Origin of the sequence: Paenibacillus agaridevorans, from assembly GCF_003112455.1 — a bacterium.
Taxonomy (GTDB): Bacteria; Bacillota; Bacilli; order Paenibacillales; family Paenibacillaceae; genus Pristimantibacillus; species Pristimantibacillus agaridevorans.
Genome location: NZ_BDQX01000281.1, coordinates 254,069 through 278,624, shown reverse-complemented (window position 1 = coordinate 278,624; position 24,556 = coordinate 254,069). Strand labels below are relative to the sequence as shown.

Annotated in this window: 14 protein-coding genes; 3 read left to right on the top strand and 11 right to left on the bottom strand. The window is 52.9% G+C overall.

Features of this window, described 5'->3' with window-relative positions:
• Positions 1-101 precede the first annotated feature (101 nt).
• Positions 102-1,007: a helix-turn-helix transcriptional regulator gene (locus tag PAT3040_RS23415; protein WP_108994583.1), complete on the top strand. Its 906-nt coding sequence runs from the start codon at positions 102-104 to the stop codon at positions 1,005-1,007.
• Between the two features lie 112 nt (positions 1,008-1,119).
• On the opposite strand, the gene PAT3040_RS23410 is transcribed toward PAT3040_RS23415, so the two are convergent.
• The 5 genes from PAT3040_RS23410 to PAT3040_RS23390 all read right to left on the bottom strand — a co-directional run bounded on the left by PAT3040_RS23410 (position 1,120) and on the right by PAT3040_RS23390 (position 8,272).
• Positions 1,120-1,995, bottom strand: a complete 876-nt coding sequence (locus PAT3040_RS23410; protein ID WP_087570576.1) for a carbohydrate ABC transporter permease — start codon at positions 1,993-1,995, stop codon at positions 1,120-1,122.
• 12 nt (positions 1,996-2,007) lie between these two features.
• Positions 2,008-2,982 (bottom strand): ABC transporter permease, encoded by a 975-nt coding sequence (locus PAT3040_RS23405; protein ID WP_108994582.1) that lies wholly within the window; start codon positions 2,980-2,982, stop codon positions 2,008-2,010.
• An 82-nt stretch (positions 2,983-3,064) separates the two neighbouring features.
• A complete protein-coding gene (locus PAT3040_RS23400) occupies positions 3,065-4,687 on the bottom strand; it encodes an extracellular solute-binding protein (protein WP_087570574.1) in 1,623 nt (540 codons plus the stop codon).
• A 180-nt stretch (positions 4,688-4,867) separates the two neighbouring features.
• Positions 4,868-7,222, bottom strand: a complete 2,355-nt coding sequence (locus PAT3040_RS23395) for a helix-turn-helix domain-containing protein (protein ID WP_108994581.1) — start codon at positions 7,220-7,222, stop codon at positions 4,868-4,870.
• A gap of 195 nt (positions 7,223-7,417) precedes the next feature.
• Complete coding sequence (locus tag PAT3040_RS23390) at positions 7,418-8,272, bottom strand: AraC family transcriptional regulator (RefSeq protein WP_087570572.1); 855 nt, start codon at positions 8,270-8,272, stop codon at positions 7,418-7,420.
• 210 nt (positions 8,273-8,482) lie between these two features.
• Here PAT3040_RS23390 and PAT3040_RS23385 point away from each other — a divergent pair, with 210 nt between their 5' ends.
• Positions 8,483-9,970, top strand: coding sequence for an FAD-dependent oxidoreductase (locus PAT3040_RS23385; protein WP_108994580.1), 1,488 nt, complete (start codon positions 8,483-8,485; stop codon positions 9,968-9,970).
• 51 nt (positions 9,971-10,021) lie between these two features.
• Here the strand turns inward: PAT3040_RS23385 and PAT3040_RS23380 are convergent, their stop codons facing one another.
• The 6 genes from PAT3040_RS23380 to PAT3040_RS23355 all read right to left on the bottom strand — a co-directional run bounded on the left by PAT3040_RS23380 (position 10,022) and on the right by PAT3040_RS23355 (position 21,790).
• Positions 10,022-10,873, bottom strand: a complete 852-nt coding sequence (locus PAT3040_RS23380; protein WP_108994579.1) for a carbohydrate ABC transporter permease — start codon at positions 10,871-10,873, stop codon at positions 10,022-10,024.
• The gene (locus PAT3040_RS23375; protein ID WP_258235118.1) at positions 10,867-11,853 is read right to left on the bottom strand and encodes an ABC transporter permease; all 987 of its coding nucleotides are present in this window, start codon (positions 11,851-11,853) and stop codon (positions 10,867-10,869) included. The genes PAT3040_RS23380 and PAT3040_RS23375 overlap by 7 nt, the downstream gene beginning before the upstream one ends.
• Positions 11,837-12,883, bottom strand: coding sequence for a glycoside hydrolase family 88/105 protein (locus PAT3040_RS23370; protein WP_087570568.1), 1,047 nt, complete (start codon positions 12,881-12,883; stop codon positions 11,837-11,839). Before PAT3040_RS23370 ends, PAT3040_RS23375 begins: the two co-directional genes overlap by 17 nt.
• Positions 12,884-12,927: 44 nt before the next feature.
• Positions 12,928-14,655, bottom strand: a complete 1,728-nt coding sequence (locus PAT3040_RS23365) for a hypothetical protein (protein ID WP_108994577.1) — start codon at positions 14,653-14,655, stop codon at positions 12,928-12,930.
• Positions 14,656-14,757: 102 nt separating this feature from the next.
• On the bottom strand, positions 14,758-16,347 hold the full coding sequence (locus tag PAT3040_RS23360) for an extracellular solute-binding protein (protein ID WP_108994576.1): 1,590 nt from the start codon (positions 16,345-16,347) through the stop codon (positions 14,758-14,760).
• 142 nt (positions 16,348-16,489) lie between these two features.
• Positions 16,490-21,790: an S-layer homology domain-containing protein gene (locus PAT3040_RS23355; protein ID WP_108994575.1), complete on the bottom strand. Its 5,301-nt coding sequence runs from the start codon at positions 21,788-21,790 to the stop codon at positions 16,490-16,492.
• A 300-nt stretch (positions 21,791-22,090) separates the two neighbouring features.
• On the opposite strand from PAT3040_RS23355, the gene PAT3040_RS23350 reads away from it, so the two are divergent.
• On the top strand, positions 22,091-24,409 hold the full coding sequence (locus tag PAT3040_RS23350; protein ID WP_181376786.1) for a helix-turn-helix domain-containing protein: 2,319 nt from the start codon (positions 22,091-22,093) through the stop codon (positions 24,407-24,409).
• Positions 24,410-24,556 lie beyond the last annotated feature (147 nt).

Below are 24,556 nucleotides of genomic sequence, written 5' to 3'. Positions count from 1 at the left end.
ATTGCGAGAAATGACTTCGATTTGCACTAAAATGATGCGGCTAGCAGGAGTCCGAAGCTTTCGTCGCGAACTCTTCCAATACGATAGGGGGATTTCATCCAATGGGGATACTCGAACGAAAGTCGCAAACGCAATTTTTGACCCATCACGCATGTCGAACCATAACCTTAAATGATGTCGTCATCGAATGGATCGACATTTTATTTGAGGATTCTTCCGGAGTTTCATACTGCGCTCCCCATTCCCATGATTGGTACGAATTCAACTATGTCGTGCAAGGGACCATGCATACCGCCCTGGAGGACGGAATCATGCATCGGATGGATCAAGGTACATTTGTGCTCATCCCGCCGGGTTTCGTACATTCCCATCGTTACGAATTATCCTCTCCTCACGAAGGTTTATGCCTAAGATGGCGGATGTTTCAAAGGACGGCGGATGCGGATACAGCATCGAAATTAGATGCGATCGCCATCTATGACAAATTGATGCGTTTAACCATTGGAGTAACGCCTCCCAAGCCAGACGAGTTCGGCATCGGAAAATATCTCGAAACCCTGCTTGCGCAATCGGAAGCTGGCGAGCAAGCTATCTTTTTGCAGATGTCTTTTGTACGGCTTTTGCTGCGCTTAACCGAATCGCTTCCTGCTGCCGCCCTTGCCTTTTCTCCTGTCAAACCGACGAATAGGCTTGTCCGCAAAGTCGATATCTTTTTGGGAGACCTGCAAGATAGGGAGCTGGATGTAAAAAGCCTCGCAGCCTCGTTGCATCACAGCTATGCTCATATTGCTCGGGAATTTAAGCGTCACACAGGCCGAACCATTATCGAGCGTATGACGGAAATCCGGCTATACAAAGCGGAAGACTTATTGAAGCATACCGATCTGTCGATCAAAGAAATTGCCGACCGTGCCGGGTTTTCGAGTGCCTTCTACTTCAGCCGCGTGTTCAAATCGGCTTACGGGATTAGTCCTACTGCATATCGCAAAGGCTGTTTTTCCGATTAAACGGCCTTTATTTGGCATACACAAAAGGCCAGAGCCGAGAGACAGATAACCTCTCCGCGCCAGCCTTTATAGAATCCTTATTCCCTCTAGCGAAACGATAGCCGATAACACGCTACCCCTTTACAGCCCCGATCATGACGCCTTTAACAAAATACTTTTGCAAGAACGGATACGCGCACAGAATCGGCAGCGTGGCCACGATGATCGTCGCGTATTTGATCGTTTCGCCGATCGGCATTTGGTCTCCCGAGCTAATATCGGTCATCATGCTGCTCGTATCGTTGACGATCAGTATTTCGCGCAAGATGAGCTGCAGCGGGAACAAAGCCCGATCCTGCAAGTAAATCATCGCCGAGAACCAGGAGTTCCAATGCGACACGCCATAAAATAGCAGCATAACCGCGATAACCGGCATCGACAGCGGGAAGACGACCGACCAGCAGATGCGAAAATCACTCGCCCCGTCCAGCCGTGCGGACTCCTCCAGCTCGACCGGCACCGCCTGAAAGGCCGTTCTCATAATAATGAGATTAAATGCGCTGATCGCCGTCGGGATGATGATGGCCATTCGCGTATCCAGCAGCCCCAGCTCGTTAATGAGCAAAAACGTCGGAATCAGACCGCCCTCGAAAAACATCGTAAACGTAATCATAAACATAATGGGATTTTTCCATAACACGTCCCGTCTCGATAAACCGTAAGCCGCCATGGACGAGAGGAAAATATTAAGCGCCGTACCCGCGATCACGTAGAACAGCGTGTTAAGATAAGCCGTGCCGATCGACGGATTCATAAATACCATCCGGTAGGCGTCAAACGTAAAACCTTTGGGAAACAAAAGAAGCCCTCTCGTCTGAACCAGCTGACCGGGATCGCTAAACGACGCGAACAATACGAATATGAGCGGATACAGAGCAGCCAAGGAAAGCCCGAATAAAAAGGTGATATTAAATACTCCGAATACCTTCTCGCCAGTCGTCGCCCTCATCTTACACACTCCTTACCATAGTTTGGTCTCGCTCGTCTTGCGAGAGACGGCGTTGGCGATGATGAGCAGCGTGAAGCTGATAATCGCATTGAACATGCCGACTGCGGCGGCATAGCTGTAGTTCGTCTCCAAGATGCCTTTCCGGTACGTATAGGTGCCGATAACGTCGGCCGTCGAATACGTAATCGGGTTGTACATGAGCAGTATTTTTTCGCTGCCGACCGCGAGCAATTGACCAATATTGAGAATAAGCAAAATAATGATCGTCGGAGCGATGCCGGGAAGCGTCACGTGCAGCGTCTGCTTCCAGCGGCTGGCGCCGTCGATTCGGGCGGCTTCGTAGATGGAAGGATCGATCGTAGCGATCGCCGCCAGGAATATGATGGAGCTCCATCCGACGTTCTGCCAGATCCCGGAGCCGATATACAACGTTCGGAACCAGTCCGCTTCCCTCATGAAAGCGATCGGTTCGATGCCAAGCAGCGAATTCAGCATATTGTTAACCAGCCCGTCCCGCGCCAGGAAATCGAACATAATGCCGACTACGACGACGAGCGAGATGAAATGCGGCATATACGTAATCGTCTGAACGGTCCGCTTGAACCAGCTTTTGCGCACTTCGTTCAGCAGCAGGGCAAGCACGATCCCTGCCGGGAACGCGAAGATCAGACTATATAAGCTGAGCAGAATCGTATTCACGAGTATTCTTCCGAAATAAAAGCTGGAAAAAAAATCGACGAAGTTATCGAAGCCCGTCCACGGACTTCCGTTAATGCCCAGTTTGATCGCAAAATCCTTAAACGCGATTTGCATGCCGTACATGGGACCATAATGAAACAACAGGAAATACGCGACCGCCGGACTTAACATCAAATAAATCAACTTGTTTTTCGCAAAATCCTTCCGGACACGTTGTCCGAAGCTTATACGGGAGCCGGATCCGCCGATCCCAGCCGATGATCCATTGGATTTCTCTATGACCGCCATAACGTTGCTCCTCCCTATCCCCCGCTAAATCGTCCGTGCCTGAAGAATGGACAAGACAAACTCTCCAGGCACGGACTGCCTGCTATCTCTTCAAGAACCGCTCCAGCGCCGCCTGCTCCAGCTTGATGACTTCTTCGATGCCCATCGCTTTAAGCGTCTCCACATATTCCTCGAACTTCTCAAGCGGTTCCGTGCCCATGATGAATTTCAGCATCATTTCCTCGTGATATACATTGAGGTCGGTCATGACGGAAGCCTTCTGGCGCCCTTCCTCGGCTGTAAGCGTCGTAAGCGGCATCTGCATTTTCGTCGTTGCTTTCTCCCAGTTCACAAGCGCTTCCTGCTGGGAAGGCAGCTCCAAATATTGTTCGATGTAACCGGGGTCCTGCACAAATGGACCGTTGTAGCTCGCACGGAAGTATTGCGCCATCGCCTGCGTAATCGGCAGATCGTCGGGATTTTTCATAATGACGTCCGTATATTTTTGTTTGCCGTCCACCATGGTAAAGCTTTCGCCTTCAATGCCGAAGTTGAACAGGTTGTGGCCGTCCGGACCATAAGCATAATCCAGCCACTTCACGATTTGCTCCGGATTTTTGGCCGCAGTCGTAATAGCCGCTCCAATGCCCGTGTAGGCGAAGTCGCGCTGTCCCCATACGGCGTTTTCGCCTTTGTTGAGCGTCGGATAAGGAGTCGATACGAGCTCGAAGGTTGGATCATCCTTCATGAGTCCCATATACTTGCCGATGCCGCTGCCGGTATAGCCGACAAATGCCGAGGTCTTGCCGGTCGTTATCTTGGAGTCCATCAGCTTTGTATCCATGGCGGCAAAGTCGGGATCCAGCAGCCCTTTTTTGTACCAGCGATTCATCACGGTCAAAAACTCTTTGTATTCCGGCTGCATCGAACCGTATTTGACCGTACCGTTATCGTTGTAAAATTCTAGCGGTATGCCGAAAGCTCCGATAAATCCATGACCAACTTTGATGTCGGAGATGCGCTGCAAAAATTGAGCTTCGCCGCCCGTCTGTTCCTTGATCGCTTCCAGCACGGTCTCCCACTCGTCGATCGTCTCGGGAATGGCCAGACCGGTCTTGTCCAGGAGATCCTTGCGGATGATAGGACCAAAAAACACCATCAGCTTCTCATGGCCGCGAATAAACGGGAAGGAATAAATATTGCCTTCGTCGGTCATAATCATTTTTTTAATTTCTGGATGTTCATTAAGATAAGCCGTCAAATTCGGCGCATGTTCTTCGATAAGTTCGTTCAGTCTCAAAATCGTTCCGGATTTGATGGCATCATCCGGTCCACGGGAGACGGTCAACCAGTTGCGTTCGATGACGTCCGGCAGCTTTTTGGAAGCCAACATCAGATTGAATTGCTCCTCGATCTGTGCGCCTTCTCCGGATGGATGCGTCCAGGTCACCTTTGTGCCCGTTACCTTTTCCAATTGCTGATAAATTTTACTGTCGCCGAGAGTTGCCATTGTCGCAGTCGCGTTGGGATTCATATGAATCCAATAGGAGAGTCCCTCCGGATACTCGACTGCAGCAGCCTCCCCAGGCGCTTTGGTTGAGTCCGGCTTGTTCGTAGCGCCGGTCTTGCCTCCCTCGCCGTTGTTGCCGCCCGAGCATCCCGCCAGCATGACGGCCGCAGCCAAAACGGCCATGAACAAGGTCAACCATTTGTTTCTTCTTAACATAAGCGATTCAATCCCCTCTCGAATGTAATGAATGAATCTTGCAATCCTATTGCCGCAGCAACTCCTGCTGCTGAATTCATCGTAGTTCTGGAGAGGTGATTACGAATACGGTCAATCTGTTAGAATCGCTATTCAATGTTCAGATCACGCATTATCTTCTTTCTAGATGGACCTCGATTCTTATAGAACAGCCTCGTTGTCAGGCCCGCTCCCGCCTGCGATTTCACGGTATTTGCCGGGTGTTATGCCCTCCGTCTTCTTGAACAGGCGGATCAATCCAATATCGTTTGCGAAGCCGACCTTGATTGCGATGGCCGCGACAGTGAGCTCCGTCTCCGCGAGCAGCGTCTTCGCTTCTTTCATCCGCAGCGAAGTGATGTATTCCGTCACGTTATGGCCCATCTGCTTCTTGTAGAAGGTCGACAGATACGAAGGGTTAAGGCCGACATGGTCGGCAATCGTCGTCAAGCTTAGTTCGTTGCTGTCGTAATGGCTTTCAATATAACATCTGATCCGGGAAGCCAGCAGATCGCTGTGATCGCTTCTGTCGCCTGTCACCTTCTCGCAGATCGCAAGGTACAGCCGCTTGAGCGTCGCGCTCATCTCCTCTGCCGTGCCGATCTTGGCCAAATATTTAAACGACTCGCCTTCGCCTCCGAAAAACGTTTCATCGTCGATATTCAGCGCGCTTAGCAGCTTGATCACCGTGCTCATAAGCTCCGAGGACAAATATTTGGCCATCTCGGGGGAAATCGACCGCGATTGGAAGTTGATCTCGAACAATTGATCGAGCACCTTCTCGACGTTGCTGTAATCACCGCTCTTGGCGTAGTTCATCAGTTGCGCTTCCATCTCGAGCGAATAATAGAAGTAATGCCGCTCCACGCCTCGTATCGTATCGTAATAGATGACGCTCCCCTGCTCCTGCATCGACTTGTGCTCCATAGCCGTCACCGCTTCGCCGTATGCGACGGCAATGCCGTGTATGCCCGATTTCATGTTGCTTACGGCAATCGTGACCGACGTACGGAATTTCCCCTCCATCTGCGACTTGATGCTCTGCAGCAGCCTGTCCAACTCGTTGCCTTTCTCCGCGATCGACTCGGTCGAATTAAGCAGGATGCCGACGCGGTCACGATCAAGCTCGATGGCATATCCATTGCCGGCCAGCAGCTCATTGCTCAGATTAATGAGAATAAAGCGGACCAGAGTCCATTCCCGCTCCGACTCTTCTTGCACGAACCGTCTGCAATCGTCGATTTGCAGTAATACAACGCCATAATAGGGATGTGGAAGCGACACGTTCATGAAGGAATAGTCGCTTTCCTTCAGACTGGACGTATCCACGAATCCCTTCATGAGACGGGAGATAAAGTCTGCCTGAATAACAGGCTTTTGCTGCGACAGCACGCCTCGCATCTGCTTCTCTTCGACGATGGAGGACAGCAGCTCATTGCGGATAAAAGCAAATTCGTTGCGGATAGCGACTCCGCTCATATTTTTGCCTTGCAGGATGGTATGAATCAGCTCCCGAATCGGCCGATGGTTTTTGTATGCGAGATAATACGACACCGCGAAGCCTCCTGCCATGCATAACAGAACAAGCAGCAGCGCAAGAGACTTCGTTTCGTTTACTTTGGACAGAATTATCGTCTTGGGAATGACGGAAACATAGGTCCAATTATTTTGACTGGAGGTCGTATAGGAGATAAGCATGTCCGTACCGCCTATGGTTGCCGCGAGATTGCCATAGCCATGGCCCATGCTGCTTCTCAGATCTTCCAGCGCGCCGGAACGGTCCGACGTCGTACTGATCACCTGTCCGTCCGCGCCGAAGATGTAATAATCGGTCTCGCGATGATCGGATTTGCGCAGTTGCCCGAGCAGTTGGGTCTCGTCGATTGTGACGACAAGAGAACCTCTCACCTCGGTATTGTCGCCCATGGGAAGCGAGGAAATCGTCGTAATCATACTTCGTTGCTTTTGATCGTATTGGATGGGTTCGGCCGGCAGATAGGTTCTCAGATGATAGCTGTTAAGAAGCGATTTGATTTCATCGAGACTGCGGTTCTGATATTCGTTGATATAACGATAAAAGGTATCCGTATCCGTGCGAATCGTCGTTGTGACAATTCGGTCGGATTGCTTGAAGTAGACATAATAATCGTCGATGAAAGGGGATAAGGTGCGGTAACGTTTTAGATTGCGGATCAGTTCGATATAGGTGTAATCGTTAATGCTCGCGCGGTTGTTCTCCTCGTACAGGAACAGCTGGAGCATGGGGTCGAAGGCAATCTGGGCTGCCAGCTGATCCACCTCGTTCATCCGGCTGTCTACAGCGAGCCGCGTCTGCTGAAGCAGCGTTTGGTTGGAATCGTAGGCGTTTTCGATCAGCGCCTGCTCCATCCGGCCGTACAGCAGCGCTCCGATCACGAACGGTATCATCAGAATCGCCATGAACGACAGCAGCAGCTTGAAGAATACGGATCGACGGAACGTTTCCCCTTCTTTTCCGGAACGCCATTTTTGGATCATGGTTTTCTCCCTCCCGCATCCACTGAAGAATGCGCTTTCAACTTTTAAGGACGGCTATCGGTTGTTTTTTCCTTCTCTTACATATTACATGGAATTCGATTGTCGCATTTGTCGTATCATTGGCAGGCCTTGTGTTTTTTTTAGGTATGAGGGGGGAATCCCCCACCCCGCTGTGGCTTACATACCTCTCGTGATTTAGCAACCCATCTCGGATGATTTCCATTTTTGTCGATACTTCTGCGGACTGAGATGGAAATGTTTTTTGAATATGCGGCTAAATTCCGCAGGATCTTTGTAGCCTGCTTGTTCGCCGACAACGCTTATCGGAGCCGTACCGGATAACAACAACTCCTGCGCTTTGCGAAGCCTTCTGTGCCTGACATAATCAACCGGCGATAAGCTCAGATCACGCTGGAACAACGTTCTCAAATAATTGGGTGAAAGATGGACGGATGCAGCGATGGAGGCGGTAGACAAGTCCTCGTGAAAATGAGCTTCTATAAAGCGGCAAGCTTCATCGACTTTGGCGTCATATATTGATGAAGCTGTTGACAGCCGTATGGGCAGCTGGCTTAGTAATTGGTTTAGCCAGGCATACTGCTGGGACAATACTTGCAACTGCTCCGGAACTACGGCGTCGCCGGGTTCCAGAGACAGCAGGTAGTCGAGCTGACGAATCAGCTTGCGCCAGATTTGCTGCAGGTTTGCGGAATCAGCCAGCGTATGATGAATCGGAAGCTGCAGCCAGGAGGCCAGTGAAGTGCCGAGCACGTCGGCTTCATAGCCGATAGACAGAAAAGCGATGGGCCGCTCGCTTGAGCCTTGCACCTGAAGCGGCAAATAAGCTTCTGCGCAGAATAAGCTGCCGGCTTCGAGCCGATACGCGCGATTGTCATAGATCACGTCCATCGTCCCTTCTGTGACAAGCCAGAAGAAAGGATACCGGTTTATGCGTTCAAACCGCCAGTCCGGGGGCATCTTCCATTCGTAGCCCCATTTCAAATAAAATCGCAAATGATCGATCGAGCTGAAGTGCAGCTTGTCCGCCATGGTGTCACCTCCACTTTATCGTTACTATTCACAAGTATATCGTTATCTCTCACCTAACGGCAATATACCTGATTTTGCTAAGATATATATGTAATGTCAAGAAAAAACTGTGGCTGAAACGATAGTAAAATTGTGCAAATTCACAAAAATGAAGTCATCGTAGCCGCATCTGATCGTACCCAATCCGTAAGATGGAGGAGATTGTTGTCTATGAAAACAGTTGTTGAAGCATCAAGAGAAATACCGGTCATTGCCGAGCCGGATGTGCTGATCGTAGGAGGCGGTCCAGCAGGAATCGGAGCAGCGGTTGCTGCGGCCAGATCGGGAGCCAGAACCATGCTGATCGAGCGTTACGGCTTTGTCGGGGGAAACCTGACGATCGCAATGGTCAACCCCATGTTTACATTCCATGATGTCCACGGCAAGCAAGTCATTCGCGGCGTGGCCGGCGAAGTGGTAGATCGTTTGGTGAAATTAACCGCATCGCCCGGTCATGTCACCGATCTTACATTTGACAATGCCTCCATGACCCCGTTTGACCCTGAAGGGATGAAACTGATCTTGCTTGACATGCTGGATGAAGCCGGAGTCGAGTTGCTTCTGCACTGCGCTTTCTCCGACGTGCTGAAAGAGAACGGCAGGATCACGACTGTACTGGTCGAGAGCAAAAGCGGCCGTCAGGCGATTTGCCCGAAGTATGTGATAGACTGCTCGGCGGATGCCGATGTCATTGCACGCGCCGGTGCACCGTTTGTTAAGGGCCGGGAAACGGACGGAGCGATGCAGCCGGTAACCCTTTTTTATCGGATCGGAGGCATAGATATTCCGGGGTTGAAAGCGTGGATGAAGGCGAACCGCCATTTGCTCAAGGATTCCCCTACCGATGCAGAGATTGATGAACAAAGCGCATTAGCGTTTCTGGGCATGAAAGAAGTGATTAAAGATGCGATGGAAAAGGGCGAATATCCGCAAGATGCAGCACCGCGCATCCTGATGTATGAACTGCCGCGAGAAGGCCAATTCGCAGTGAACTGCACCCGGTTGCAAGGCATCGACGGTACGGATGTACGTGATTTGACCAGGGCCGAGACAGAAACGCGCCGTCAAGCATGGAAGGTTGCGGAATTTTTGAAAAACCGGGTTGGCGGATTCGAAGACTCGTATGTGCTGGATACCGGCGTACAAGTAGGCGTTCGGGAAACGCGGCATATCATCGGCGATTATACGATGACCGAAGAAGATGTCCTGAACAGTTGCAAGTTCGAGGATGGCATTGCCTGCGGTACCTTCGCGATCGATATTCATCCGCCCGAAGGGGAACAACAAGTATTTACCGGTTCAGGCAAAGCGGTCTACGAAATCCCTTACCGCAGCTTGCTGCCGCAAGGGCTCGATAATGCGTGGGCGGCCGGGCGATGCATCTCGGCAAGCCACCACGCGTTCGGCTCCGTACGCGTCATGGCTACCGCAATGGGCATCGGACAAGGCGCTGGAACGGCAGCGGCGCTTGCGGCTGCCGAGGGCGCTATAAATCGTCAAGTTAATGTCAAACAGGTGCGTGCCATGCTTCTGGCACAAGGGCAATACTTGCTGGGAGAGGAAATTGACGAAACATTAGATGAAACGCTTAAACTTCACCGTCATGGAGGTTCTGGAAGCAGCGCCTCCCATCATAATCCCTTTCTATTAAAATCATAGCTATTTATGAGAAAAGAGCTCGCAGACATGCGAGCTCTTGACAATTCCGCTTCAGCCCTTGATGGAGCCCAGCAATACTCCTTTGACAAAATATTTCTGCAGAAAAGGATACAGGCACAAAATCGGCAGGACAGTAATGATAATGGCAGCAGCCTTCATACCTTCCGGAGGCACAAAGCTCAGATCGGAACTGTCCAGAAGATTGCTGTCCGGCAGTTGGATCATCTGATAGAGCTTTACGGTAAGCGGCATTTTGGAGGAATCCGTAATAAAGTACAGGGCTGGCGCGTACACATTCCACAGTCCCACCGCATAAAAGAGGGAAATGGCGGCAAGCACCGGCTTTGACAGCGGGATGACAATCCGGGTAAAGATGGTCAGGTCGCTGGCGCCGTCAATGGTGGCCGATTCCTCCAACTCGCCGGGCAGCCCCTCGAAGGATGACTTCATGACAAAGAGGTTGTAGGCGCTGATCAATCCCGGCAGCCAGATCGCCCAGAAGGTATTGAGAATATGCAAGTTTTTTAACAGCAGAAACATCGGGATCAGACCGCTGCCGAACATCATGGTGAACAAAATCAGCAGCAGTGCTATTCGCCTGCCCTTAAGCCGGGTTTTGGACAAGGAATAAGCGGCCAGCGTGGTGGCCGTCATCTGCATGATTGTTCCGGCAACCGTAATGATCACGGTATTTTTCATGGCATTCATCAACTGCCCGTCCTTGAACAGGTTGGAGAAGGCAGTCATGGTCCAATCCACAGGCCAAAGAAAGACCTCGCCGGACAAAATAGCCGTGCTTCCGCTAAAAGAGGTAGCCAGCACATTCAGCAGAGGGAAGGTGGTGGCAGCGGCGCACAGGATGAGAAACAGCCCGTTTAGACTCCGCAGACATTTGGTTACCATAATCCATTCTCTCCCATCGCCTTGGTGATCTTATTGACGGCAAACATTAGAATAAGGGCAATAACCCCCTGAAACAGCCCCACAGCCGTGGAATAGCTGTATTGTGCGGCTTGCAAGCCCATCCGGTATACATAGGTGCTGATGACGTCGGATACGCCGAATACCGCTTCGTTTTGCAAATTGTATACCTGTTCGAAACCGACATCCGTGATTTGGCCCATCTGTAGAATCAGCAGAATCGCGATGGTGGGACGGATGCCCGGCAAAGTCACATGCCAAATCTGACGGAGCTTGGAGGCACCGTCTATTTTGGCGGCTTCATATAATTGGGGATCAATGGTGGCCATGGCCGCCAGATACAATATAGTTCCCCAGCCGGCGCTCTGCCAGATGGAAGAGAAGGTGAACACCACCGGCCACCAGCCGGAATGGGCCATAAAGTAAACGGGTTCTATGCCGAACCCCTTCTCCAACAAGGTGTTGATAATTCCAGTGCTGGGAGACAAGACGGCCACGATGACACCGCCCAGCACAACCCAGGAGATGAAGTGGGGCAAGTACAGCAGATTTTGGATCAATCGTTTAAAGCCGTTGAACCGAACCTCATTAAGCATTAACGCCAAAATGATAGGCGCCGGAAATACAAATACAAGCTTGTACACATTCAACAGCATCGTATTGCGGAATACCTGCCAGAAATCCTGGCTGGACAGCAGGTCATTGAAATGTTTCAGACCCACCCAGGGACTGTTCCAGATTCCCTTCATGATTTGAAAGTCCTTGAATGCGATCAGTTCCCCGTAAAGGGGAGAATATTTGAAAACGAGATAAAAGACCAGCGCCGGCAGCAGAAACAGGTACAAATACCGGTCCCGACCGAGATAATACAGCAGACGGTTTCTTTTCTTACTGGAGGGGACTCTCCCCCCGGCAACCGTCTCCACAACTGCAAGGTCTTCCATATTACCCCTCTTCTCCATATAATATCGCTCCGGAAAGCGCCATCATGCCAAGCCCCTGGGTGAACGGGGAATAGGCATAGCCGATGGCATTGTAATCGGCAGCCGCAGGCATGACACAGGTGCCGCCGGAGCCTTCTGCAAGTCGACCAAACGTGTCGATCCTGTGGAGCAGGGCAGATACGGCTTGGAAGGCATTGGCCCGATATGACCCGGCAAGTACTCCCGTGGAATTCCCCTTCAGAAAGGCATAGGCAAAAGCGGCGGTGCAGGAAGCTTCCGGATAGGACACGGGATGATCCATTACCGTATGCCACATTCCCCCTCGCTCCTGGGTAGAGAGCACGCCTGCCATATGGCTAAGGAAGTCTTCGGCGATGGAGGAAACGGCGACAGAGCCCTGGACCAGCTCCAGCATATCGGCAGAAGCGGCCGCAAACCAGCCGTTGCCTCTGCCCCAGAGTACTCCCATCTGGGAATGGGTGTTTCCGTTGTAACCATGCACAATCAGCCCTGTAGCTGGATCGCGCAAAAATTTGTAATGAAGCGCAAACTGTCTGACAGCTTCATCAATATAACGTCTCTCGCCGGTAAGGGTACCCCATTCGGCCAGGAACAGGCAGCCCATAAACAAGGTATCCGCCCATATTTCTCCCGGATAGCGGTTCTCCGTACAAGAATGCTCGAATGCCCCGTCCACAGTGCGCGGCGCTTCGTGAAGACACCAGTCGGCGAATTCAGAGCAAACAGCGGTGTATTTGTCCGTGCGCCGCTCTTTGATCAGCTTTACGGCTCCCAGGAGCGGCGCCGTCGTATTAATGCTTTTGCCGGGAGGATTTCCCGGCAGAAAGCTGTCCAGCCATTCCTCCATATAGTCGAGATAATGGGTATCTCCCAAAGCGTCGTATGATTTGCCCAGGCCGTACAGCGCCACCCCCTGGCCCCATTGCCACACCTTCATATGGGCGCTGTCCCGCTCCTGCGGACGCATGGTGTACCGGGCCAGCTTGGCCAATTGCTCCTTCGCGGTTGAGATTTGCAGATTCAACATGATCCATCATCCTTTGTCGGGCTGCCATCGCGGCAGCCGTTAGTTTATGCTGTGCAGCCTTCCGCTTTACCGCAGCGAATGCTGACTTTTGTCTCCACAGGGGTCAAATAGTTGGCTACTGCGCTTTTGACGCCGGGGTCCAGCCGATCATTGCGAAGAGCCTCGAAGCCGTGCTGGAAGGCGCCTCCGTCGACGGTAATCCAGTCCTCTCCGCAGCGGTAAATCAATTGCCCGGATTTCAGCCACGACGCATGGGCGTTTATTGGTTCCAGAGCCGTTCCTTCCAGCGAGCCTTCCGGAGCGAAGGAGTATACCGTTTGGGCAAAGAGGGGCGGAGCGCTGGCGTCTACCCGATAATGAAGATCGATGCCCGCCGGATCAAGGCGGATGCCTACACGGACAGGCAGGACGGTCACATTGGTTTTGGCGCGCGACGGAATGGTCTCGGCAAAGTGCAGGGGATCTGTCCGGACGACCGCATTCCCGTCAAGGGCGTCCCGGTAGCTGCCCTCCAGATCCATGGACAGTTCATATTCATGGTCTCCGGTTTGACGGATGGCGGCAAAGGGAGTCCCTGCCACGCCAAACCAGCCCAAGGCTAGCCGAACGCCAAGCAGTCGCGCTTGCCCGAATTGCAGATACAAAAATTCCGGTTGCCCGGCGATCACCGTTACGCTCAGTTCGCCTTGCCTGAAGCGGATTAGCGGGGATCCGGCATGGAAAGCCGTTCGCTGGTAAGGGATGGTTCCCGCCACAGGCGCAATTCGCTCCCGGTTCAGGAACACTTCGTACCGGTCGGGCAGCGGTTGAAGAGGCAGCTCGGCACTCATTTCGTTTCGGAGAAACATCCGGTACAGCAGAGCTTCTCCTCCTGTGCGAAGAGATAAAAGCGCCTCCCGGGCAAAGCTATGGAACAGCGGATCAGCATTCCGGTCAGCCATAAGGCGGAATGCGACATAATAGCCGGCATTCAGCTTCATGATCTCGCCCCGGTCCTGACGGCTGGAATATTCCGTGGCAATTTCCGAACGGGGGTGGAGCATGTACTGCATCATTCGCAAATTTCGGGTAATGGGTTCATACAGATGTGTATATCCGAACACCCGAGCCGTTTGATACAGAAAGATGGAGCAAACAGCGTTATAAATGGCATTGCTTCGTTCCGTCCATTCCCCGTCCGGGTTGATATCCAGCCCTTCGGCCAGAAATTGGTCGACACGCGCCCGCAACCGTTCATCTTCGAACAGCTCATACAGGAGAGCAAGGGCTCCGCACAGTACCCATCGATGATTGGGAGTATGGATACCTCCGGCCAGAAGGCCGGGAATCGTTTGTCTCAGAAATAGCCGCAGTTCTTGGCACAATTGCGCCGGTTCGTCACCATCCATTTTATCTAATATGTGGTAACACAATGTAGTGAAATGGACGGCGAATCCCGTATCCGGGGGCGAGTCGATATTGCAGTTATGCAGGGAAATACAGCCGGAGGGTAGTTGGACTCTCAATAAAAAGCGAATTTGCTGGCGGATCGTTTCCAGCATGCTGGAGCTCCGGTAATAACGGGACTCGGGATGCGCATACAGCGGCACGGTCAAGTTCAGCATAGCGTCGCTGCTTGTCAGCCCTTCAAACGGCTTGCTGTTTCCGTTCTCGGTGAAGGCGCCATACCAGTAACTGGACGAATCCCGTACCTGGCTGTGCTTGATCTTTCGCCAATGCCGTTCCATCAATTCCAGCAATACAGCATCCTCGTTCAGCAGGTTGTGCTCCACTTCTCTCTCTCCTGTCCTTATTGTCTATTCGGCGAATCGGGATAGAGGGACAGCCGGTTCCGGCCGTGCCTCCTCCCCATCCTGCCGTAGCCGGAAATTGGTTTATTTAAAATCCGCCTTGTTGCTTTCGTACCATTCCTGTACCTTGGCTTCGATGTCTTCGCCGTTTAGCTTTTGCCACTCGCTCCTGATTTGGCTTACGCCCCACTCGGCATCCAGGTCGGCGGTCATGGTAACTTTGGTGATAATCTCATCCCATTTCTTTTGGAATTGGCCGGATATATCCGTAAATTCATCCACCGCCGGCGTGTAAGGCAAGTCCTTCCGGAATTCGACGCTTCGCGCCACGGTTATGGCTTCCCCGATAGCCTTTTGCACCTTTTGGTCATTGGGATCGCTGCCAGCCCGGGCCAGCAGGAATTCCGGAGTCAGAGTCTGCTGGTGGACAATCCGATATTCACTGGCATAGCTTACTTCCTTTTTCAGCTTATCCGCATCCAGAGTCACGGGAATATTGTCCTTTAACTGATAATGGGTGCCCTCCGTACCGTAGCTCAGGTCGTACCAGCCCTCATCCAGCATCCAGTCCACGAACTGCATGGCCGCCTGGGGATTTTTTATGTCCTTGTTAAAAATGGTGAGCAAGTAATTGGGAACTTCCTTTTGATAGCCGTTCTTCCCGAATTTTGTGGACAGGGGAGGAAGGGGAGTCAGTTTGGCATCCGGCTGGCTCTTGTAGAAGTCCGCTGTTGGCCCGCCGTTATAGGTATCGAACAAAATGCCCGCCTTGCCGGTAATCCAAAGTTGTTTTTGACGGGCCCAGTTTTTATCCGTCACGTACTCCTTGTCCACCAGTCCTTCGGAGTACAGTGTTTTGCGCAGCGTCAAGGCTTCCTTATAGCGGTCGGTAAAAAAGGACATCGTGGCTTTGCCGTCTTCAATGAACCAATCTCCGCCCCGGGCCATGAACAGGTCGTCCAATACAGCGGAGTAGGCATTGGACATGGCGATCGCGGTCGTGTCCTTTTGGCCGTTGCCGTCGGGGTCTCCGTCCCGGAATGCCTTGGCTACCTCCACCAGTTCATCCACCGTGGCGGGCTGCTTAAGCCCCAGCTTGTCAAGCCAGTCCTGACGAATCCAAATCATCGTCGCGGCCTGGGTGTTCCGCATGCTGGCAATGGCGTAAGTTTGGCCGTTAAAGGTAACGAAGGGCTTCAATTCCGGATGCTTCTGGATATATTCCTTATAACTAGTGCTGTACTTCTCAATATACTCGTCGATGGGCTGTGCTACTCCCTGGCTGACAAAACGCGACAACAGGTTACGGTCGTAGGAGGTAATCAACTCCGGCGCCTGCCCGGATGCCACCAGCACATTAAACTTGTCCGCCTCCTGATTGCGGGGGACGGGGGTCCATTTGACCTCTACTCCTGATTGCTCGTTCATCCATTTGGTCCAGCGGTTGCTTTCGTAGGTGCCTTCCTCTGCCGGAACTGTCCCCCTGTCATAGATGGACGCGGTGATGGCCATAGGCAGGTTGTTGGCATTGGGATTGGGGCTGCCGCTTGCTGCTGGCTCCCCTTCCTTGTTGCTTCCGCAGCCCGCAATCAGCAAGATGCCGCTCAGCATCAGAACAGCCGTTGCTTTGGCGCGAATTGCTTTTGAATGTGATTCGGCGTGCTTTGTTCTCAAACTCGTGTGCCTCCCTTAAATAATGTTTGTTCCCTACGGCATAATCGTACTGCAGACCACTGCGGAGGGGTAGTTACATGATTGTTGATCAGCTTGCAGTATTAGAGTTTTCCTCCCAAAACGTAAATGTGCAAGCTTTCGGCTAATCGGCAAGCGTACGGGCATTAGTGAGTCGCAGCAGAACAACCACCGCTTCCGCCCTGGTGACGGCTCTTATCGGTTCAAACCGGTTCCCGGAGCCACCCTCCAAAAGCTGATCTTGCACAGCTTTGTAAACCGCAGGTTTTGCCCAGGCGGCAATCAGGCTGTCGTCGGCGAAGGTGCGAGAGTCTGCACGACTTTCTGCAGATGCCGTTTTGCGAGGTAGTCGCGTAAGCAGCACCGCCAATTCCGTCCGGGTCATCAAGTCCCGAGGCCGGATCGTCCCGTCCTTGTATCCTTTCACCCAACCCGCCTGCGCCGCCAGGGTCACAGCCTGCTTCGCCCATTCGCTGATCTCGTATGCATCGGCAAACGCAGCGGCCTCATCCGATTGCTCCGGTTGTACAGCCCGCGCCAGCAAAACCAAAAACTCCTCCCGGGTTACGGGGCGGTCAGGGCGAAAGGTAAAGTCTTCATATCCGCGCACCAGGCCCTCCGCTACAGCTTTATGGATGCTGTCCTCCGCCCAGTGGCCCTGGATATCGCTCAATCGGAAGACTTCCTGCCCGAGAGCGGGGGGCGAAGGCTCTTCGGCGCTTTCGGTCTCGCCGTTCCCCTCGGCGGCAAGGGACTGCCCGTCAGTCACAGGTGGGGTTGAGGGAGGCAATGAGCTGCCCGGGGGTTCTTCTTCCAGAGGCAGAGCTCCCAGATCGAACAAATAAATTCCGTAAGGCGCCAGCTCCAGATGAGAGGCATCAACTGCCGCTCCCGTAATCAGTTCGTTGACGCTTCCGGCGGCCTGCCCGTTATAAACCGTCTGAATCTGCTTGGCCTCCCCTGAGTAGTTAACCACATTTAGCAAAAGCCTTCCATCATGTTCCGCGATCTGCCAACCCGCATCCCACACCAGTTGGCCCGTAGAAAGATCCGTTAATGCAACCGGCAAAGCGTTCATTTGTCCCAGCAACGGTAGCAGTGCCGTGCGGATATCGCCGCTTCCGGCCGAGGCGGACAAGATGACGGAGCGGCTGGCAAGTTGCCCGTGCAAGTTCATGTCCAGGGGCTGGTTATGCTCATCCTTCGTCAAAGACTCTCCACCGATAAGCACCACCTTGCCTCCCGCCCGGCTAAAGCTTTCTACGGCGGTCAGTGTCGCTGCGCTGACATGAGCGGCTGCCGGCACCACCAGCAGCTCATAATCGGTCAGCTTGCCGGCGGCAGCCTGCTTCTCCGTTACAAAGCCGATTCGTTGGCCGCTGTAGGCCAACGCCTGATAAGCCCGGCGGAGTGTTTCATCGTAATGGGTGTCGTACACCCCCGAGGCGAGGGAATACAAGATGGCCGTCCGCGGGACCACATTCTGCAGGGCCGTTACTTCTTTAGCCAAACGGTTGAGGTCGTGGTTGGTCCTGCCGATATCCACTACCACATCCGGTCTGTGAAGGAGACTCCCCTCGAAATCGCTTGTGGAATCATAGGTTCGCTCCCATACCCATCCGGTGGATGCGCTTCTGCCGTGGACCGCTCCCTGCCACAGCACAGCCCTTACCCGTTTGGCTTGATCTGGCATGTACTGGTCGTCCCCGTCTTTGATAAAATGATGCTCCGAGTTAAAAATCGGCGCTCTCTTAAAGGAACGCTGCAGATCATAGAAGCTCAGCTCTTTCATGAAGCCCTCCGGCCCATCTCCGATGAGATTGTAGGCATCGTTGCCGTTAATATCGCTTAGCTCGGAGAACTGCTCGTAGTCTACACCCCAGTTTAGACTGGACTCCAGATTGGCCATCACCTTGGCCTGTACCGGAAGATCGGGAGCCATGTCATGGATGATATCCGCCATCCATTGGTGCCAATCGGCAAACAACCGGTTATTAAACGTCACCCAGTCATACACGGCTGGGGACGGCGCGATGGCGGACGGCATCAGCACTTCTCCAAAGGAAGCATAGGCAGTATCGTAGATCCGATTAAGCTCCTCTATGCTGCCATCGTACAACTCCTCCAGATAGGCTTGCCAGAGCGGCAGATAATACGGATTGCGATTGGACTGGTACACAGGCTCGTTGGTCAGCGTTATACTGTGCAAGGAGCTGTAGTCCTTTACCAGGGGAATCAAGGCTCGCAAATAATCTTCGATAATCTGCCTGGACAGCGGCTGGTCAATATTAAACTTAAGGAAACCAGTATGGGTGGCCGCCGTTTCCGGATGCTTCTTAAGCACCCAATCGGGAAAATAATGGGGAGACAAGAGCAAATTGACGGCAATATGGTTGTCCCGGGCGTTCTCGAGCACTCTGCCAATATCGTTTGCCACATTGGAGACAGACACCACGTAATCCTTGTCCGGGTCCGCTCCAGGCACCTCTTGAGATTGCTCAAACCCCGGATTGCGCACCAGATTCTCTACGCTTCCTTGCTCCGTAACACGCAGGTCGTCCAGCCAAAGGGTCTGCTCGTTTTCGGAAACCAGCATCAGGTTGAAGGATAACTCCGACGGGCCGGTCTTATAGGTGTAGGCGACTTCCTGCCAGTCATAAGTTCCCGTGGGCATGGCTTTCCTCAGCGCCCATCCCGGACCTCCCGGGAACCAGGCATTTTTTACATTCGCCCCTTTGACCCAAACCTTAAACTCGTATGTCGTATTAGGCTTGACTGGAATAGTTTGGCTGGCCATAAGATAAATATTGGATTGCTTCGGAGACTCGTTTACCATCCTGAGGGACTGGTTCCCACTGTGGCTGATCGATTCATCCAGGGCGATGCTCCCCTGGGCGCTGCCGCTTGTTGCGAACTCGGGGATATAACCTTCCTTTGGAAAAATCATATGCCGCGGACCGGTTTCCACCTGAATCACGTTTGCGCCGTAGTCCTGAAGCTTGCCAATATCCAGCCTGGCTTGGTTAAATCCCAGGTACCCATTCAAGAAAATCGGCTGTTCTCCGGTCTCCCCGGTGCTGCGCACTTGAGCCGTCCCTGCAAAGCCATGCCCGGTTTGCTCCAGCGGGCCCGTGACATAGCGGGGCGCCGCCTGGGGAGTTTTGGTTCCGTCCAGATAACCCTGCAATTGGGTCTCCGCCTCCAGATACAGCGCCTCCAGCGTTTCCGCCACATAAAGGGAGCGGGTCAGCCTGCCTTTGACGGCATCCTCCTTGCCATATACAACAAAATCCTGCAAAGTCGCATAGATGACCCGCTCGTAATCCGTGGACAGACCCTGAGCCTCTGCCTGCTCGAGTAAAGCCAGCAGTTGCGGCAATCTGGCCGACAATGCGTTCAGACGAACGGTCAGTTCGGCTTCGCTGGTTACCACCACCATCTTCTTCCTGCTTATTCTCTCCATACCCGTATCCCGGTCCGTCACCGTGGTCTCCGCCCAATACGCGCCTTGGACAGGAACAACATACGTGCCTTCTTTGGTAAATGCCATACCTGCGGGAATCGTCACATCCCGGTCAAGATCAAGCAACTGGGAGTAAATCGAAACGTTCCGCGGCTCGCCGCTGTAATTGACGATATGAAGCTTGTAGGGAATTAGACTGCCGGTTTGCCCCTCGGCTGGGGTTTCCACCCAAAAGCTCCAGGGGTCCCCGACAGGTATCGGATACAGGTTTCCCAGGAGCTTTCCGTCCTTTACCTTACCGATCCCGCTGGTCCATTCCAGCCAGCCCCTGCGGCCGCCGCCGTCGTTGTCATTAATCAGAATGGAGAATGCGACCGGCCCTTCCGACGGCATGCCGGACGCAAAGATCGCCTGCCAGGGAAGCCGGGCTTCATAATACGTGTCATTGCCTGTCCTGACCGTATTGGCGACAACCGTTTCCTTGCCAAAGGAAGCGCTGCCGTTCCTCCAGCGCCACACCTGCGTTTGCCCGTCTATCAGGTTAATACCGTATTCCGCGCCGTACACTCCATTCTCCCCGAAGGCAAATTGTATGCTGTCTCCGCTCCACATATCAATGCCGGCTGCGGCAAAATGGGTATTGTCCCTTACCTTTGCGGACAAATAAAAGTAATCCTGATCATATGCAAATTTTACATTGGCGGACAGATCCTCCGCTCCGCTCCATCCGGCCACCTGGTTCTGGGTGGTACCTGAATTTGGCAGCGCGATTCCGATGTTGCTGTCCCATTCTTCCAGGCTGCCGTCAACGACAATCCCCTCGGCCTGAAACAAGGGGGCATGGGCTCCCGCTCCCAGCCGCCCGAGGAAAAGGCTCCGCTCCTCCATGAGTTCGCCTTCTTCGCCCGTGCCTTCCTCCTTCTGCTTCATTCGGACGACGTTTATTTGATCCGCCAGATAATCAATTGATGCCCGTCCGTCCCACCCGGCAATGCCCGCTCCGGTTTTGGCATAGAGGGCAATCTGCACAATCCCGCTTCTTGTAGCGGATGCCGCAAATTCCAGCTTCACTCCGTTCCACTGCCCGGCCAGCAGCTTGGGCAGTTGCACCTCGTGCACCGAGCCGGAGACATCCGTCAGCTTCAAAAAGAGGGGCTCATTGCCCGAAACCGTTTGGGATAAAGGATAAACATCCATTGTAACCGTTGTCATTTTTGTCAAATCCAAAGGTTGAGTTAGGTTCAATACCATGCTCGCTTGGGTAGTTTGACCCCCATCATTGGTGAAAGTAAGCTTGGCGGACAGCGCTCCCTCCGTTCTGGCATCATTAACCGTTTCGGCTGCCGTCATACCTGCAGGCGTCCATGCCGACAGCTCTTCAAAACCGTCGAGGGGCATAATTTCCTCGATGCTGTCGAAGTCTCCGTTTTGGAGAAGATTAGCGTCTGCGTTCGTTTCCTTCAAGGAGATTTCATCAAGCCAAACGGTCGATTTGTCGTCCACAATAAGGCGGACCGTAAGCGTAGTTTCGTTGGGTCCTGTAGTGTAGGTTTGCGAGACATGCTTCCAGTCGAAAGTTCCCGTACCCAGGCTGGTCCTCGCTCCCCAGTTCACCATCATGCTGACGCCTTTGACCCCGGCGCCTTTGCCCCATAAGCTCAATTCGTAGACAGTACCGGGCTTGACCGCCACCGTCTGGGTCATGTTGAGATAGACCTCGGCAGCTTTTGCCGAGTTGTATGCTATCCGCAGCGAGTGATCTCCCTCATGGGCTTCCATAGAATCCAGCCCGAAGCTTGCAGCCGGCAGTCCCTTATAGGCGAAGGACCATGCCGGAATTATACGGCTTGTGTCTGCTTGAGTATTAGCGTGGACAACGGCGGCGGCCCATTGCCCCGCTTGACCTGCCGTCCCCATCAGTAGCACTAGGGCCAAGAACCATATCATTGTTTTTTTACCCATTTTTTCGCCCTCCCGAGTTGATTATGATTGAACCCTGTTTACAAGAATGCCGAAGCCCCCTTTCCTATTGCGATGGATAACACCTCCGAGGGAAGAACGAATGCGAACAATTCCCCCAGTACTCAATGTAGGGCAACCCGTTGGAACCGAGTAGTCGCAGTTTGTTGTCAAAGCTTGCCGGATGTTGGATTTGCCGTGAAGCATCAAAAATGCAAGCCCTGGCGTAAAATGCAAGTTGCCTTGTTCAGGCTCGCAAATTATGATGGATGGAGCGATTACAACCAAGGGAGGCGACAGCGGGTGAAGCGGAATATGGCATACAAGATCCAGATGATTTACGCTTCCCTCTTCATCCTGATTATTGCGAGCACGGTGCTGATTTCATATATAAGCGGAACGGAGCGCCTGGAGCGCGAGGTCATCGATTCCAACTTGCAGATGCTGAACCAGATCAATAAACGAATGGAGAGCACCCTTGAGGAGATCGACCGGGCGATCATCCAGATGCTGCAAACGGGGGACGCGGCATTTTTCTTTAATACCCCCCGCACAGGCGACCCCGAGTATCTGATCCGGCTGGACGGCATCCAATCCCAGATCAGCGGGCTCAAGCGCTCCTACCCTGTCATCCAGTCCATGTATCTGTATTCCCGGGCCAACGAAATGCTGCTGTCCGAAGAGCTGTATAACCCCACTTCCGAGGAAACGGATAAACATTGGATCAGTACGTTTTATACGGAAAACTTTTATTACAAATGGACGGCAAATCCTCTCTTTATGGAGAAAAACGTAAATCGCCACACGGTTACGCTAATCCGATTTTATCCCATGGCGGATAAGCCCAAGAACCGCAAGGGCGTTATCGCCGTCAACCTGCCCGAAACCATTCTGTCGGACATGTTCTCCGATTTGCAGTTCGGCAATAGCGGCAATGTGCTGATCACGGACGAGCAGGGGACCATCCTGTCCCACGCGGACAAATCCCGGATCGGCCGAAATATCGCCGAATACAAGCTGGGCGGGCAGGTGTTGTTCGAAAAAGACAGCGGCTTCACTAGGCACAAGAACGGCAAGGCTTCGGAGTGGGTATTCTATTCCTCTTCCGCCTATACGGGGTGGAAGCTGGTTTATGTGGTGTCTCAAGGCCAAATGAGCGGTCTGTTCCTCGCTATCCGCAATATTCTCCTGGCTTTAGCGGGCATAATGGTGCTGTTGTCGGTGGGATCCGTTGTGCTGGTCAACAAGACCTGGTTTACTCCCATGGAGCGGTTCATCAATAAGGTGGAGAGCTTGTTCAGCAAGCGCGACGGGGGGACGGCGACAGGGGCAGGCAGTTTGCGGCGGGATTTCAACCGCCTGGAGGGCACAATCCGTGATGTGTTGACCGGTTATTCCGATGCGGTGCGGCAGCTTCAGGAGAGCAAACCTGCTCTGAAACTTCAGATTTTGTTTGATATCGTTACGGGCCATCGGACCCGATATGATCTGGCCAAGCCCTACTTTGACCATATCGGCCTGGAGCTGTACCTCGGTCATTACATAGTAATGATTGCCGAATTGGACAACAAGGTCCTTCTGGAGAAAATATCCGACCTGAACCCGTATCTCTACGCAGTCTGCAATGTTGCGGAAGAGTTGATGAAGGAAAGAGGCGAGGCGCTTAAAGGCGGGGCTGTGCAAATCAACGAGTATCAGGCGGTGATTTTGATCAGCTTCCTGGAGGAGGATGCCGTTGCGAACATGGAGCAGGCCGTGACATTCGCCCAGTCGCTGCTGGACGCTGTCCAGAAGTACATCAAACATTCCGTAAGCATCGGCATCGGCAGCTACAGCCGCCGCTTCGCAGACATCAAAGACTCGTACCAGGCAGCCCAGGAATGCATCCATTACAAGCTGGTGGCCGGACCGGGCACGATTATTACCGGAAATGACATATCCGCGCTGGACGGGGCGGGTTTGATGGAGTTGTTCGATCTGGCCGACCAATTGCAGGAAGCGGTTTGGCAGACCAATCCGGATAAGGTGGCGGAGCTGCTGTCCGCCATATTCGTTATGGCCGCACAATGCCGCTTCGCCGACAAAACCATGGTGCAGTTCGCCCTCCAGCTCATATACCGAACAGGCAAAAAAGTAGCCGACCCGGCTCTTTTGGAACGCCTCCAGTCCGGCCATATGGAAATCGAGGGGCGGCTGGCCCGAACCGGGAGCCTCTCCGACATGCGGGAGTATTTGCTTGAGCTGATGGAGTATATGGTAGAAGCCTTGGTCGAAAAGCGCAACTCCAAAACCAAAGCGGATGAGCTGATAGCCCGGATTACGGCTTATATTTCCCTGCATTACGGTCAAAGCGGGCTGTCTCTGAACCTGCTGTCCGAGGAATTTGCCATCAGTTCCAACCATCTGAGCAAAATATTCAAGCAAAGCACCGGCATCAATTTTGTGGACTATGTGATTGCCATACGGATGCAGGAGGCTCAAAGGCTGCTATTAGAAGGCCCTTCCACCGTTAACCAGATTGCGGAACAGGTAGGCTATACCAACGTCACAAGTTTCATGCGGAGCTTCAAAAAGTTTTCCGGCATGACGCCCTCGGAATACCGGCAGGCGGAGCGGGCGTAGCGGAGTCGCATAATTTCCTAACAATAAAAAAGGCTGACGTCGGTAGTGTACCGACGCCAGCTTCAACTCACGTTTTTTTAATGTTCTCCAAAAAATGGAGCTCGACCAGTGAGTAGCCTGGTTATGGGGGGATTTTTTATCTGGCTT